Origin of the sequence: Castellaniella sp. MT123 (assembly GCF_039614765.1) — a bacterium.
In the GTDB taxonomy this organism is placed as follows: Bacteria; Pseudomonadota; Gammaproteobacteria; order Burkholderiales; family Burkholderiaceae_B; genus Castellaniella.
Window position 1 is genome coordinate 1693568 of the sequence record NZ_CP154879.1, and the last position, 13097, is coordinate 1706664.

General features: G+C 67.3%; 13 protein-coding genes. 10 read left to right on the forward strand and 3 right to left on the reverse strand.

Annotated features, from left to right (window positions below; translation table 11 throughout):
• Positions 1-82 precede the first annotated feature (82 nt).
• The 3 genes from ABCV34_RS07930 to ABCV34_RS07940 are packed head-to-tail and all read left to right on the forward strand — an operon-like array spanning position 83 to position 2336.
• Positions 83-1003: a branched-chain amino acid transaminase gene (locus tag ABCV34_RS07930; RefSeq protein WP_345795683.1), complete on the forward strand. Its 921-nt coding sequence runs from the start codon at positions 83-85 to the stop codon at positions 1001-1003.
• A gap of 12 nt (positions 1004-1015) precedes the next feature.
• Positions 1016-1249, forward strand: a complete 234-nt coding sequence (locus ABCV34_RS07935; RefSeq protein WP_345795684.1) for a zinc-finger domain-containing protein — start codon at positions 1016-1018, stop codon at positions 1247-1249.
• Positions 1218-2336 carry an alpha/beta fold hydrolase gene (locus ABCV34_RS07940; protein WP_345795685.1) on the forward strand — a complete coding sequence of 373 codons (1119 nt, stop codon included), beginning with the start codon at positions 1218-1220 and terminating at the stop codon, positions 2334-2336. The genes ABCV34_RS07935 and ABCV34_RS07940 overlap by 32 nt, the downstream gene beginning before the upstream one ends.
• Before the next feature lies 1 nt (position 2337).
• Here the strand turns inward: ABCV34_RS07940 and ABCV34_RS07945 are convergent, their stop codons facing one another.
• Positions 2338-3822: a M48 family metalloprotease gene (locus ABCV34_RS07945; RefSeq protein ID WP_345795686.1), complete on the reverse strand. Its 1485-nt coding sequence runs from the start codon at positions 3820-3822 to the stop codon at positions 2338-2340.
• 12 nt (positions 3823-3834) lie between these two features.
• Positions 3835-4686, reverse strand: a complete 852-nt coding sequence (locus ABCV34_RS07950) for a cytochrome c oxidase assembly protein (protein WP_345795687.1) — start codon at positions 4684-4686, stop codon at positions 3835-3837.
• An 82-nt stretch (positions 4687-4768) separates the two neighbouring features.
• On the opposite strand from ABCV34_RS07950, the gene ABCV34_RS07955 reads away from it, so the two are divergent.
• From ABCV34_RS07955 to recQ, 7 genes are read left to right on the forward strand one after another with little or no spacing between them, the layout of a single operon-like run.
• Positions 4769-5920, forward strand: coding sequence for an FAD-dependent monooxygenase (locus ABCV34_RS07955; RefSeq protein ID WP_345795688.1), 1152 nt, complete (start codon positions 4769-4771; stop codon positions 5918-5920).
• A gap of 29 nt (positions 5921-5949) precedes the next feature.
• Entirely contained in the window at positions 5950-6954 is a 1005-nt protein-coding gene (gene dusB / locus ABCV34_RS07960) for a tRNA dihydrouridine synthase DusB (RefSeq protein WP_345795689.1), read from the forward strand.
• A gap of 37 nt (positions 6955-6991) precedes the next feature.
• Complete coding sequence (locus ABCV34_RS07965; protein WP_345795690.1) at positions 6992-7231, forward strand: helix-turn-helix domain-containing protein; 240 nt, start codon at positions 6992-6994, stop codon at positions 7229-7231.
• 47 nt (positions 7232-7278) lie between these two features.
• Entirely contained in the window at positions 7279-8871 is a 1593-nt protein-coding gene (purH, locus tag ABCV34_RS07970) for a bifunctional phosphoribosylaminoimidazolecarboxamide formyltransferase/IMP cyclohydrolase (RefSeq protein ID WP_345795691.1), read from the forward strand.
• The gene (gene ruvC / locus ABCV34_RS07975; RefSeq protein WP_345795692.1) at positions 8871-9419 is read left to right on the forward strand and encodes a crossover junction endodeoxyribonuclease RuvC; all 549 of its coding nucleotides are present in this window, start codon (positions 8871-8873) and stop codon (positions 9417-9419) included. The genes purH and ruvC overlap by 1 nt, the downstream gene beginning before the upstream one ends.
• Positions 9420-9477: 58 nt before the next feature.
• A complete protein-coding gene (gene ruvA, locus ABCV34_RS07980) occupies positions 9478-10062 on the forward strand; it encodes a Holliday junction branch migration protein RuvA (protein WP_345795693.1) in 585 nt (194 codons plus the stop codon).
• A gap of 12 nt (positions 10063-10074) precedes the next feature.
• Entirely contained in the window at positions 10075-11982 is a 1908-nt protein-coding gene (gene recQ, locus ABCV34_RS07985; RefSeq protein WP_345795694.1) for a DNA helicase RecQ, read from the forward strand.
• Here recQ and ruvB read toward each other — a convergent pair.
• The gene (ruvB, locus tag ABCV34_RS07990) at positions 11979-13040 is read right to left on the reverse strand and encodes a Holliday junction branch migration DNA helicase RuvB (RefSeq protein WP_345795695.1); all 1062 of its coding nucleotides are present in this window, start codon (positions 13038-13040) and stop codon (positions 11979-11981) included. The two genes, recQ and ruvB, sit on opposite strands and share 4 nt — an antisense overlap.
• Positions 13041-13097: the final 57 nt, after the last annotated feature.

The window sequence follows — 13097 nt, forward strand, 5'->3', positions numbered from 1 at the left end:
TTCATGAACGGCATATTTTACCGTGCATCGCCCGAGGGCGGGCAATTGGTACAATGGAGCCTCATTATTCGGGGAGAAGGCAATGTCCATGTCCGACCGTGACGGGGTGATCTGGTATGACGGCAAACTCGTGCCCTGGCGCGAGGCAACCACCCACGTCCTGACGCACTCACTGCATTACGGCCTGTCCGTCTTCGAGGGCGTCCGGGCCTACAAGACCGACCATGGCACGGCCATCTTCCGCCTGGAAGACCACACCCGGCGCTTGTTCAATTCCGCGCACATCTACCAGATGAAGATCCCCTTCACGCGCGAGGCGATCTCCGAGGCCCAGGTCGAGGTCGTGCGCCGCAACGAACTCGAATCCTGCTACATCCGCCCGATCGTGTTCTACGGTTCCGAAAAAATGGGGGTCTCGCCCAAGGGCGCTCAGGTGCACGTGGCCATCGCCGCCTGGGCCTGGGGCGCCTATCTGGGTGAAGACGCCCTGAAACAAGGCATCCGGGTCAAGATCTCGTCCTACGCCCGCCAGCACGTCAACGTCACCATGCCGCGCGCGAAGATCGCCAGCACCTATGCCAACTCCATCCTGGCCAACACAGAAGCCCTGGAACACGGCTACGACGAAGCCATCCTGCTGGACACTGAAGGCTTCGTGGCCGAAGGCTCCGGAGAAAACCTGTTCATCGTGCGCGACGGCGTCCTGTACGAACCGGACATCGCCTGCGCCCTGACCGGCATCACCCGCGCCTCGATCCACCAGATCGCGGCCGATCTCGACCTGCGGATCGTCTCCCGCCGTCTCACCCGCGACGATCTCTACATCGCGGACGAAGCCTTCTTCACCGGCACCGCCGCCGAAGTCACCCCCATCCGCGAAATCGACGGCCGCCAGATCGGCGCCGGCGAGCGCGGCCCCATCACCGCCCAATTGCAGAAAGCCTTCTTCGATGCCGTTTCGGGCAAAACCCCGAAATACCATCACTGGCTCTCGAAGGTCTGACCAGGAAACACCATGAGCAGCGTGTCCGAATCCGCACAGCAACACCAGGATCCCATCGTCGTCGGCGCCGAAGACCTGCCGGTCTTCTGCCCCGGCCCGAAATCGCCCCTCTGGAGCATGCATCCCCGCACCTACATCGAAGTCGTGAAGAACGGCGTCGCAAAATGCCAGTACTGCGGCGCCGAATACGTTCTGCGCGACGGCGACCACCCGCATGGCCACGAACAGGCCGGCATCCGTCTCTGACCCGTCAGCCCGCGTCGACACCAGCCACTGCCCGGTTCCGGTCTGGCTGCCGGGCGGGCATGCCCAGACGCTGTACGGCGCCTTCTGCGCGCAGCATCCGGCGATCTGGTTCGTCCGCGAGCGTGTGGACACCCCCGACGGCGACTTCGTGGACCTGGACTGGTGCGGCCCGGGGCTCAACCCCAACGAACAGCCGGACGGCCAACCGACCCCGCACGAATCCGGGCTGGTGGGCACCGCAGCGCGGCGCTGGCTCGATATCGCCGACTGGCCGCGACTGCCTGCCGACAGTCCGGCGCTGATCCTGTTTCACGGGCTCGAAGGCAACAGCCTGAGCCCATACATGCAGGCCATTGCCCATGCCTTTCGCAGCCAGGGCTGGATCGTGGTGGCCGCGCATTTCCGTGGTTGCTCGGGGGTGCCCAACCGAATGGCGCGCGCCTACTACAGCGGCGACTCGGCCGAAATCGCCTTCATGCTGGACCACGTCCGCAGCCGACTGCCACAGGCCCGATGGCATGCCGTCGGCGTCTCGCTGGGCGGCAACGCCCTGCTCAAGCATCTGGGCGAGGCCGGTCGCAGTATCCAGGGGCTTGAGGCCGCGGCCGCAGTGTCCGTCCCCATGAATCTGCCGGCCTGCGGCCAGCGCCTCTCGGACACTTTCCTGGGGCGACAGCTGTATTCACGGTATTTCCTGCACAGCATCCGCCGCAAGATCTTCGAAAAGGCCCAGGAATTTCCCGGTTCCATCGACGTCATGCGCACCCAGCACATGCGCAGCCTGCGCGAATTCGACGACCTGTACACCGCCCCCATGCATGGCTATCGCAACGCGCTGGATTACTGGACCCGCGCGGCCAGCCTGCCGCTGCTGCCCGGCATCCGCGTCCCGACGCTGATCCTGAACGCCCGCAATGATCCATTCGTCCCCGAGGCATCCCTGCCCGGCAGCCGGGATACGTCCGGCGACGTGCTGCTGCACCAGCCAGGCCAGGGGGGGCATGCCGCCTTCGTGACCGGCATGTTCCCCGGCAATCTACGCTGGCTGCCGACGCGGCTGCTGCATTTCTTCCGGACGGGCGGGTGATTTATTTCTTGTATGGCGCCAGCAAGGCACGCTGCGTATCCAGCTGTTCGCGCAAAGCGCGGATGCGCATGTCCAGCCGCGACTGGACGTAGAAATCCTTCGACAGGCTGCGCGCCTGCTGCAGGTGTTCCACGGCGGTGGGCAAGGCGCCCGTCTGTTCGAAATAGGACGCCATGGCCTCGTGCGCCTCGATATGGTCGCCCAAACGCTCCAGGCCGTTGGCGAGCAACTGCTGGAATTCCGGAATCCGGGGCCACTGCTTGACGGCGGCTCGCAAAAAGGCGACCGCGGCCTGATCCTGACCCGCGGACTGCAGGGCGCGGGCACGTTCCTGGGCCACGGCCTGGCTGTCCGGCCATCGCTTCCAGGCTTGCGCCGCCGCATCCACCGCAGCCGTGGATCCCCGGGATTGCGCCAACTGGATCGCCAGGATGTCCACCTGCGGTGCAGGCTGGATTTCCCGTGCCGCCGCCAGTTGCCGTTCGGCATCCGCCGCATGACCCGCCTTCCAGTCCAGCCAAGCCAGCCCGTAGAGCGCAGCCGCCTTGCGGGCGCCTTGCCGATCACGAACGTCGCTTCTCAGGATCTCGACAAGCCGTTGACGGTCCTCGTTGCCACGGGACTGGATCAGCGCGAGACGCGTGCGCACGAACCAGAACTCGGGATCGACACGCACAGTCGCGGGCGGCAATTCCGCCAAGCGGTTCTCGATGTCGGACAGCCGCTGAATGGACAACGGGTGTGTCGATGCATAGCCGCCGCCATGGCCTTCATTCAGGCGCGAGGCATTCATCAGGCGCCGGAACATGTCGAGCATGCCGTGCGGATCGAAACCCGCCTGGCGCATCATCTGGAACCCGGCCCGGTCCGCCTCTTGTTCGGCGCCCCGGGAAAAGCCCAGTTGGCGGTCGATGGTCGCGGCCTGACCGAACGCGGCCACCCCCATGGCCAGATTACCCTGACCCGCCAGCCCGGCCAGCAAGGCACCAATCAGGCTGGCGACCATGAGGCCGGTACCCTCGGATTGCTGGGCGATGCCGCGCGCAATGTGGCGCTGCATGACGTGGCCGATCTCGTGCGCCAGCACACCGGCCAGTTCGGATTCGCTCTGCGCCCCCACGACGAGGCCGCTGTTGACCCCGATGAAGCCACCGGGCAAGGCGAAGGCGTTGATGGACGGATCGCGCACCGCGAACACGGTGATGGTCTGGCTGAGAGGCTGCGGGGCATGGGCAGCCAGCCGGCGGCCCATGCCGGTCAGGTACTGGTTGACGTCCAGATCGGCGATGTAGGTGGGATCGTGGCGGCCTTCTTCCATGATGGCCTGGCCCAATGTCCGTTCGACGACGGGAGACAATTCGGCCGAGGAGACCGCCCCTAGCGACGGCAGGCCCATCGGCTGTCCCCAGGCCGGCAGCGCGCACGCCAGCGCGCCCACCAGACACAGTGCCCGCCCTGCTTGCCGCACCCGAATTCCACCCTTCATGGGACCCCTCGTTCAGGCGCCGACCGGCTGGCGCGCCACGCGCCGCCTGGATGGCGGCAGACGCCCACGCGACGACAGGCGCATCAACGTCCCCAGGGCATAAAGAAGCCCGAAGGACTCGATCAGCCCGGCGGGCACCCACATGATCAGCCCGCCGATCACCTGATCGTCGAGCGCCCCGAAACTGGGAAGCGCGCGCCCGCACAATTCGAATACGGGGTAAAGGTCGTGGGTGGTGAAGGCGATCGCGGCGCCGGCCACCATCTGCGGCACCATGGTGAATACCGGGGAAAACACCCGGCCACCCGCCGACATGACCGCTGGCGGATGGGGTCGCCGGTCGAGGATTAGGTTCCAGTAGAGCAGCCCGCTGATGACGACCGACCAGTTCATGAACCGGTAGATACGCCAGTCCAGCATGGAGTAGAACTGGACGGTGGGCTCCAGCCAGACCAGCACCAGCACCACAAACAGAAAAGGAATCAGGAAACGATGCGTGGCGAGAGTTTCGAGGCCGCGCAACAGCGGGCGACGACGAGCGGCGGCCAGGCCAGTACGCCAGGCCGGCGGCAGCCCCGCGCGCATCACCTGCCCCGGATACGCCCCCATGACGAGCAACGGCCCGAGGTGGTGCAGCACCAGATGCTGCAGGCGGTGAATGAAGAACATGCGTTCGGCGTAATAATCGACGCGGGTGTGCAGGGACAAGTACAGCAATACCCAGCCGATCCAGAACAGGGCCTGACGCGCGCGCCCCACCCGATGCACCTGCCGCCCGCGCACGAACAGCCATGCCGAGGCCAGAAAGGCCATGACCAGGACGGGAGAGAATTCCCAGGGCTGCAGCCAGGCAAGCGGGTCCATGAGGGGCCGACAGATCGGAAAAACGCAATCCGCTTAGTTTAAAGCATTCTAAAATGGGCGTTTTCCCTGATCGTCCACTGCCATGTCAGCCCCGACCTATGACCTCGTGATTCTCGGTTCCGGCCCGGTGGGCTGTGTGCTGGCCCTCGGCCTGGCACGCGCCGCACCGCATCCGGACCGCATCGCGCTGATGGGTCCGGCCCCGGCGGCCCGCGCACCCGGACAATCGATCGATCCGCGCGCCCTGGCCCTGAACCACGGCAGCCGCCAGCTGCTGCGGCATCTGGACGCCTGGCCGGCTCGGGCGGCCGACATTCTCACCGTTCACGTCTCGCAGGCCGGGCACCTGGGGCGCACGTTGATCGACCAAGCGGAACTCGCCGTCCCCCGCCTGGGCAGCGTAGTGGCCTACGATGATCTGCTCGAATCCCTGCATGCCGCCGTCGCGCGCAGCGGTGTGCGACACATCGCCGAGCGCCCCCCCCGCCCGCAAGCCGGGCAGCCAGTCACCTTGCGGCTGGCCGACGGCCCGGCCACCAGCCGCCTGGTCCTGATATCGGACGGCGCACAGCCCCAGGGGCTGCGCCGCGACTACGACCAGCAGGCGGTACTGGCCACGGTGCGGGCCGCCAGCCCGATCCCGGGGCGCGCCTTCGAACGCTTCACCCGCACCGGGCCACTGGCCCTGTTGCCGCATCCGGCCGGCCATGATCTGTACAGCCTGGTCTGGTGCGCCCGCCCCGCACAGGCCCAGGCGCTGTCCACCCTGCCGGAAGCCGCCTTCGACCACGCCCTGCAGGCCGCATTCGGCCAGCGCCTGGGCCGGCTATGCCGGGTCGGCGCCGCCAGCACGTTCCCCTTGTCCCTGCATGCGGGGCCCAGTCTGCAGGGCGCGGGCATCGTGGCTGTCGGCAATGCCGCCCAGACTCTGCACCCGGTGGCCGGCCAGGGGCTGAACCTGGGGCTGCGCGACGCGGCCCAGCTGGCGCACATCCTGCAGCCCTGGCTGGCCACGCCAGAACAGCCAGTCCAGCCCCTGCTGGAACACTATGCCCGGCAGCGCCGCCTGGATCGCGGGCTGACCCTCGGGATCACCGATACCCTGCCGCGCCTGTTCGCCACGGGCAACCCGCTGGTGCGCCATGCCTGCGGCCTGGGGTTGGCCGCGATGGACCTGCTGCCGATGCTGCGCAAGCCACTGGCCCGCCATCTGCTGCAGGGCCAGCGCCTGTAACCCAGGCCGCAGCTTCTACAATGTCGGTCATGCGCATCGGAACCTGGACCCTGCCCCACCCGGTCTGCGTGGCCCCCATGGCGGGGGTCACCGACCGCCCCTATCGACGCCTGTGCAAGGCGTTGGGGGCTGCCTATGCCGTCTCGGAAATGGCCGCCAGCAATCCGCGTCTGTGGGACAGCGTGAAGACATCCCGGCGGCTGGACCACACCGGCGAGCCGGATCCAGTCGCCGTGCAGATCGCCGGGGCCGACCCGGACATGCTGGCCGAGGCCGCCCTGTTCAACGTCCGCAAAGGCGCGCGCATCATCGACATCAACATGGGCTGTCCGGCCAAGAAAGTCTGCAACGTCGCTTCCGGGTCCGCCCTGCTGCGCGACGAGGCGCTTGTTGCCCGCATCCTTCAGCGCGTCGTGGCCGCCTGCGCACCCCTGGGCATCCCGGTCACATTGAAGACCCGCACCGGCTGGGACCGCGACAGCCGCAATGCCGTCCGGGTCGCCCGGCTGGCGGAAGACTGCGGCATCGCCGCCCTGACCCTGCACGGGCGCACCCGCTGCGACCTGTACACCGGCGAGGCGGAATACGACACCATCCGCGACGTCCGGCAAGCCATCCGCATCCCCCTGATCGCCAATGGCGATATCGACAGCCCCGAAAAAGCCCGGCGGGTTCTAGACTACACTGGGGCCGACGCAATCATGGTCGGTCGCGCCGCCCAGGGCCGTCCCTGGATCTTCCGTGAAATCGCTCACTATCTGGCGCACGGCACGCATCTGCCGCCACCCACGTATGGCGAATTGCGCGAGCATCTGCTCAGCCACCTCGAAGACCACTACACGTTCTACGGCGAATACACCGGGGTGCGCACGGCCCGCAAGCACATCGGCTGGTATCTGGCGGATCTGCCCGGCACCGATGCGCTGCTGCCCGCGATCATGACACTAGGCAGCACCGAACAACAATCCCGCGCGCTGCGCCGCTGGCTGGAAGATCAATCCGCTGACGCACCCGCAATCCCTGTCTTACACTGAAATCCTTCATCCTGACATTTCTCTGAATTTGTTACCCATGCCTACCACCACGCCCCTGGAACAAGCCGTTCGCGACCAGCTCGACCGCTACTTCGAAGACCTCGGGGAATCCGCGCCCAACGACATGCTGGCCATGGTCAACCTCTGCGTCGAACGCACCGTCCTGCTGGTCGCGATGGAACGCACTGAAGGCAACCAGACGCGCGCCGCCGACATGCTCGGCATCACCCGCGGCACTTTGCGCAAGAAACTCCAGGTTCATCAGCTGACGGCCTGATCCCTGGCCGACGGCCGGCCACCCTTTTCCTTTTTTCTCTCGCTGCCATGACCATCCAGACTGCTTTGATCTCCGTGTCCGACAAATCGGGCGTCCTCGAATTCGCCCAGGCGCTGGCCCAGCGCGGGGTATCCCTGCTGTCGACCGGCGGCACCGCCCGCCTGCTGCGCGACGCGGGCCTGCAGGTGACCGAAGTCGCCACCCACACCGGCTCGCCGGAAATCCTGGACGGCCGGGTCAAGACCCTGCACCCCCGCATCCATGGGGGGCTGCTCGCGCGCCGCGACGATCCGGAACACATGCGCACCCTGAAGGAACAGAACATCCCCCCGATCGATCTGCTGGTGGTCAACCTGTACCCGTTCCTGCAGACGATCGCCAACCCGGACTGCATCCTGGCCGATGCCATCGAGAACATCGACATCGGCGGGCCGGCCATGCTGCGCTCGGCCGCGAAAAATCATGGCTCCGAACAGGGCGGCGTGACCGTCGTGATCGACCCGGCAGACTATCCGCGCGTACTGGCCGACATGGACGGTCCGGCCCATCAGCCGTCCTACGGCCTGCGACTGGAACTCGCCGCCAAGGTCTATGCCCATACCGCTGCCTACGACGGCGCGATCGCAGCCTATCTCAGCAGCCTGGCCACCCGCGAACCGGCCCCCGCCAAAGTTCCCGAACGCGAGCCCTGGCCGCGCGTGCTGACCGTCCAGATGCGACGCCAGCAAGCCCTGCGCTACGGCGAGAACCCGCATCAGGGCGCCGCCTTCTATCATGACCTCCAGGTCGGCGAGGGCCTGCTGGCCGGCTATCGCCAGATCCAGGGCAAGGAACTGTCCTACAACAACATCGCCGACGCGGATGCCGCCCTGGAATGCGTACGCAGCTTCCCGACGACGGCCTGCGTCATCGTCAAACACGCCAACCCCTGCGGCGTCGCTCTGGGCGCCGATGCGCTCGCCGCCTATCGCCAGGCATTCAAGACCGACCCGACCTCGGCCTTCGGCGGCATCATCGCCTTCAACACGCCGGTCGACGAAGCCACCGCCCACGCGGTCAGCGAACAATTCCTGGAAGTCCTGATCGCCCCGGCTTACACCGGCGCGGCGCTGGCGGTGCTGTCAGCGAAGAAAAATGTCCGTGTGCTGGAAGTCCGTGCCGGTGCCGCCCGCAACCCCTTCGATGTCAAACGGGTCGGCGGCGGCTGGCTGGTGCAGGACCCGGACGGCCACACCGCCACCGAAGCCGACGTCAAGGTCGTCACGCGTCTGGCCCCGACCGCGGCCCAGATGCAGGACCTGCTGTTCGCCTGGAACGTCGCCCAGTACGTCAAATCCAACGCGATCGTGTTCTGCGGGCAGAGCATGACCCTGGGCGTGGGCGCGGGCCAGATGAGCCGCATCGATTCGGCGCGCATTGCCTCCATCAAGGCGGAAAAGGCCGGCCTGTCCCTGCAAGGCTCGGCGGTCGCGTCGGATGCCTTCTTCCCGTTTCGCGACGGCCTGGATGTGGTGGCTGACGCAGGCGCAACCTGCGTGATCCAGCCCGGTGGCAGCATCCGCGACGACGAGGTCATCGCGGCCGCCGACGAACGCGGCATCGCCATGGTCTTCACCGGCACCCGCCACTTCCGCCACTGATGCGCATCCTGGGGGTCGATCCGGGCTTGCGACGCACGGGCTTCGGGGTCATCGAGGCCCAGGGGTCCCGGCTGCGGTATGTGGCCAGCGGCACCATTGTCGTGCCGCCCACCCTGCCGCTGCACGCCCGGCTGAAGATCATCCTGGACAATCTGCGCGAAGTCGCGCGCGACGCCCGGGCGGATCAAGCCGCGGTGGAAAAGGTGTTCCTGAACGCCAACCCCGCCTCGACCTTGCTGCTGGGCCAGGCGCGCGGCGCGGCACTCTGCGCCCTGGCCGACAGTGGCCTGGCCGTGCAGGAATACACCGCCCTGCAGATCAAGAAAGCCGTGGTCGGCACGGGCCGTGCCACCAAGGAACAGATCCAGACCATGGTGCGCCACCTGCTGACCCTGGATGGCGAGCCGGCCCCCGACGCGGCCGATGCGCTGGCCTGCGCCATCTGCCATGCCCACTGCGCACCCCTGGCCGGGCGGCTGCAGGCGCTGGCGCCCGACACGCTATCGCACCGGACAAGACGCCTGCGCACCGGGCGGTTGATCTCCTGAACGCCGCCCAAGCCATGTCCCGGATCATCCCCCCACCCTTTCATTCACGGAGCCTGCCATGATCGGCCGCATCACCGGTACCCTGGTCGAACTGACCCCGCCCACCGTCTGCATCCAGACCGGCGGCCTGGGCTACGAGATCGACGTGCCCATGAGCACGCTCTATAAGCTGCCGGCGGTCGGGCAGACCGTCAGCCTGCACACCCATCTGGCGATCCGCGAAGACGCCCATGTGCTCTACGGTTTTGCCTCTGCCCCCGAACGCAGCGCCTTCCGGGCACTGATCAAGGTCACGGGCATCGGTGCGCGCACGGCCCTGGCCGTGCTGTCCGGCCTGAGCGTCGAGGACCTGGCCGACGCCGTCGATCGTCAGGAATCCGGCCGCCTGGTCAAGGTACCCGGCATCGGCAAGAAGACCGCCGAACGCCTGCTGCTGGAACTGCGCGACAAGCTCACCCCGCTGGCCGGCGCGTCACGCGCCGATGGTGCCCCGATCGCGGGCGGCGACAGCGATGTGCTCAATGCCCTGCAGGCCCTGGGCTATTCCGCCGCCGAAGCACGGCGCGCCACGGCAACTCTGCCCGAAGGCTTGAACGTATCCGAAAGCATCCGCCAGGCGCTGAAGGCGCTTTCCCGGGGCTAGGACAGGATCGGCATGCACGACGACACGATCCCGTTCTGGGACGAGGATGGCACCCCTGTCGCGGCACAAGCCGCTCCCGGCATCCCTGCCTCCAGACGGTACGGCTCGGCACTGGACGCCTTGCGCGAAGTCTTCGGCTACGACTCGTTCCGAGGCGAACAGCAGGCAATCATCGAGCACATCATCGCGGGTGGCGACGCCCTGGTGCTCATGCCGACCGGCGGCGGCAAGTCCCTGTGCTATCAGATCCCGGCACTGGTGCGCGCCGGCACCGGCGTGGTGATTTCGCCGCTGATCGCGCTGATGCAGGATCAGGTCGATGCACTGCAGGAACTGGGTGTGCGGGCCGCGTTCCTGAATTCCACCCAGTCATCCGGCCAGGCGCGCGAGGTCGAACGCGCCTTCCTGCGCGGCGAGCTGGACCTGCTGTATGTCGCCCCCGAACGGCTGCTGAGCCCACGCTGCCTGGATCTGCTGGACGGCGGGCGCATTGCCTTGTTCGCCATCGACGAGGCCCATTGCGTATCCCAGTGGGGTCACGACTTTCGTCCGGAATATCAGGAACTGAAACTGCTGGCCGAGCGCTGGCCCGGCGTGCCACGCGTGGCCCTGACGGCCACCGCCACCGCCGCCACGCGCACCGACATCGTCGCCTGCCTGTCGCTGGACGAGGCTCCCCAGTTCGTCGCCAGCTTCGACCGGCCCAACATCCGCTACAGCATCATCGAAAAACACGAAGTCCGCCGCCAACTGCTGGATTTCATCCGCGCCCAGCACGCCGGGGAATGCGGCATCGTCTACGCCCTGTCGCGCGCGCGCGTCGAGCAGACGGCGGAATTCCTGTCGCGCAGCGGCATCGCCGCCCTGCCCTACCACGCCGGGCTGGACGCCCGGACCCGCGCCGACAACCAGGCACGGTTCCTGCGCGAGGACGGCATCGTGATGGTCGCCACCATCGCCTTCGGCATGGGGGTCAACAAGCCCGACGTGCGTTTCGTCGCCCACATCGACCTGCCCAAGTCCGTCGAAGGCTACTACCAGGAGACCGGACGCGCGGGGCGCGACGGCTTGCCCGCCGACGCCTGGCTGGCCTACGGCCTGCAGGACGTGGTGCAACAACGCCGCATGATCGACGACTCGGATGGCGATTCCCTGCACCAGCGTCGCCAGATGCGACAACTGGACGCCATGCTGGCCCTGTGCGAAACCGTCACCTGCCGTCGCCAGGACCTGCTGGCCTATTTCGGCCAGACCATCGGCCCCTGCGGCAACTGCGACACCTGTCTGGAACCGCCCGCCGCCTGGGACGGAACAGTGGCGGTGCAGAAGCTGCTGTCGGCCGTCTATCGCCTGTGGCGCGAACGCGGCCAGCGCTTCGGCGGCGGCCACCTGATCGATATCCTGCGCGGCCAGATGACCGACCGCGTGAAGCAGCAGGGGCACGACACGCTCAGTGTCTTCGGCGTGGGGGAAAACCTGTCGGTGGACGCCTGGCGCGGCATCCTGCGCCAGGCCCTGGCCCTGGGCCTGCTGACGGTCGACCTGGAAGGCTATGGCACCCTGGCGCTGACCGAGGCCAGCCGCGCCGTGCTGAAAGGGGAACGCACCCTGATGCTGCGCCCGCTGGCCGTGAAACGCGCCAAAACCAGCCGCCAGCGCACCACCACGGCGGCCCAGCTGGACGCCCTGCCACCCGATGCGTTGGCGCGCTTCGAGCACCTGCGCGCCTGGCGCGCACGCACGGCCCGTGAGCACAATGTGCCGGCCTACGTGATCTTCCACGACGCCACGCTGCGCGAAATCGCCCTGCGCAATCCCGACAGCCTGGACGCCCTGGCCGGCATCAGCGGCGTGGGCGCGCGCAAGCTGGAAACCTACGGGCCGGATGTCGTGGCCTGCGTACGGGAAATCCGGGCTTAGAACAGATCCGGCTCCGTCCCTGCGGTGGGGGCCTTCAGGCCCAGGTGTTGCCAGCAGCGGCGCGTCGCCATGCGGCCGCGCGGGGTCCGCTGCAGATAGCCGTTCTGGATCAGATAGGGTTCGATGACGTCTTCGATGGTGTCGCGTTCCTCGCCGATGGCGGCGGCCAGACTGTCTACACCCACGGGCCCGCCATCGAATTTATGCACGATGGCTTCCAGCAGTTTGCGGTCCATCAGGTCCAGACCCTGGGGATCGACTTCCAGCATGGCCAGGGCCGCCTGGGCGGTGGCCGTATCGATCCGGCCATTCGCGCGGACTTCGGCATAATCGCGCACCCGGCGCAGCAGGCGGTTGGCGATGCGGGGCGTGCCCCGGGATCGCCGCGCGATTTCCGCGGCGCCTTCGGCGGAGGTGTCCGCCCCCAGCAGGCCGGCGCTGCGCCGCACAATGTGGGTGAGGTCTTCCGCCGAATAGAATTCCAGGCGGGATACGATGCCGAAGCGGTCGCGCAGCGGATTGGTCAGCATGCCGGCGCGGGTGGTGGCCCCCACCAGCGTGAAGGGCTGCAGGTCGATCTTGACGCTGCGCGCAGCCGGGCCCTCGCCAATCAGGATGTCGATCTGGAAGTCTTCCAGGGCCGGATAGAGGATTTCTTCCACGACCGGTGACAGACGGTGGATCTCGTCGATGAACAGGACGTCGTTGCGTTCCAGATTGGTCAGCATCGCGGCCAGATCGCCGGGCCGTTCGAGCACGGGCCCCGAGGTCTGTCGCAGCTGCACCCCCATTTCATGGGCCACGATGTGCGCCAGCGTGGTCTTGCCCAGGCCCGGGGGGCCGAACAGCAATACATGGTCCAGGGCCTCGCCGCGCTGGCGGGCGGCCGCGATGAAGATGTCCAGTTGTTCGCGAACGCGCTGTTGGCCGACGTAATCCCCCAGGGATTTGGGCCGCAAGGCGCGTTCGATGGAGTCCTCGGCGTGCGAAGCCACGTCGGGCGCCACCAGGCGGGATTCGAAGGCCCCGGACGACAGGGAATCGGGTTCAATGGCCATGACTGCTGGGGGCAAAGGGGCCGTCACGCCTACGACGTGGACCCTGGCTGTGGAAAA

Bases quoted from the DNA above. Each gene is read 5' to 3' on its own strand.
- ABCV34_RS07930 (WP_345795683.1), top strand. From the start codon at position 83: ATGTCCATGTCCGACCGTGACGGGGTGATCTGGTATGACGGCAAACTC.
- ABCV34_RS07935 (WP_345795684.1), top strand. From the start codon at position 1,016: ATGAGCAGCGTGTCCGAATCCGCACAGCAACACCAGGATCCCATCGTC.
- ABCV34_RS07940 (WP_345795685.1), top strand. From the start codon at position 1,218: ATGGCCACGAACAGGCCGGCATCCGTCTCTGACCCGTCAGCCCGCGTC.
- ABCV34_RS07945 (WP_345795686.1), bottom strand. From the start codon at position 3,822: ATGAAGGGTGGAATTCGGGTGCGGCAAGCAGGGCGGGCACTGTGTCTG.
- ABCV34_RS07950 (WP_345795687.1), bottom strand. From the start codon at position 4,686: ATGGACCCGCTTGCCTGGCTGCAGCCCTGGGAATTCTCTCCCGTCCTG.
- ABCV34_RS07955 (WP_345795688.1), top strand. From the start codon at position 4,769: ATGTCAGCCCCGACCTATGACCTCGTGATTCTCGGTTCCGGCCCGGTG.
- dusB (WP_345795689.1), top strand. From the start codon at position 5,950: ATGCGCATCGGAACCTGGACCCTGCCCCACCCGGTCTGCGTGGCCCCC.
- ABCV34_RS07965 (WP_345795690.1), top strand. From the start codon at position 6,992: ATGCCTACCACCACGCCCCTGGAACAAGCCGTTCGCGACCAGCTCGAC.
- purH (WP_345795691.1), top strand. From the start codon at position 7,279: ATGACCATCCAGACTGCTTTGATCTCCGTGTCCGACAAATCGGGCGTC.
- ruvC (WP_345795692.1), top strand. From the start codon at position 8,871: ATGCGCATCCTGGGGGTCGATCCGGGCTTGCGACGCACGGGCTTCGGG.
- ruvA (WP_345795693.1), top strand. From the start codon at position 9,478: ATGATCGGCCGCATCACCGGTACCCTGGTCGAACTGACCCCGCCCACC.
- recQ (WP_345795694.1), top strand. From the start codon at position 10,075: ATGCACGACGACACGATCCCGTTCTGGGACGAGGATGGCACCCCTGTC.
- ruvB (WP_345795695.1), bottom strand. From the start codon at position 13,040: ATGGCCATTGAACCCGATTCCCTGTCGTCCGGGGCCTTCGAATCCCGC.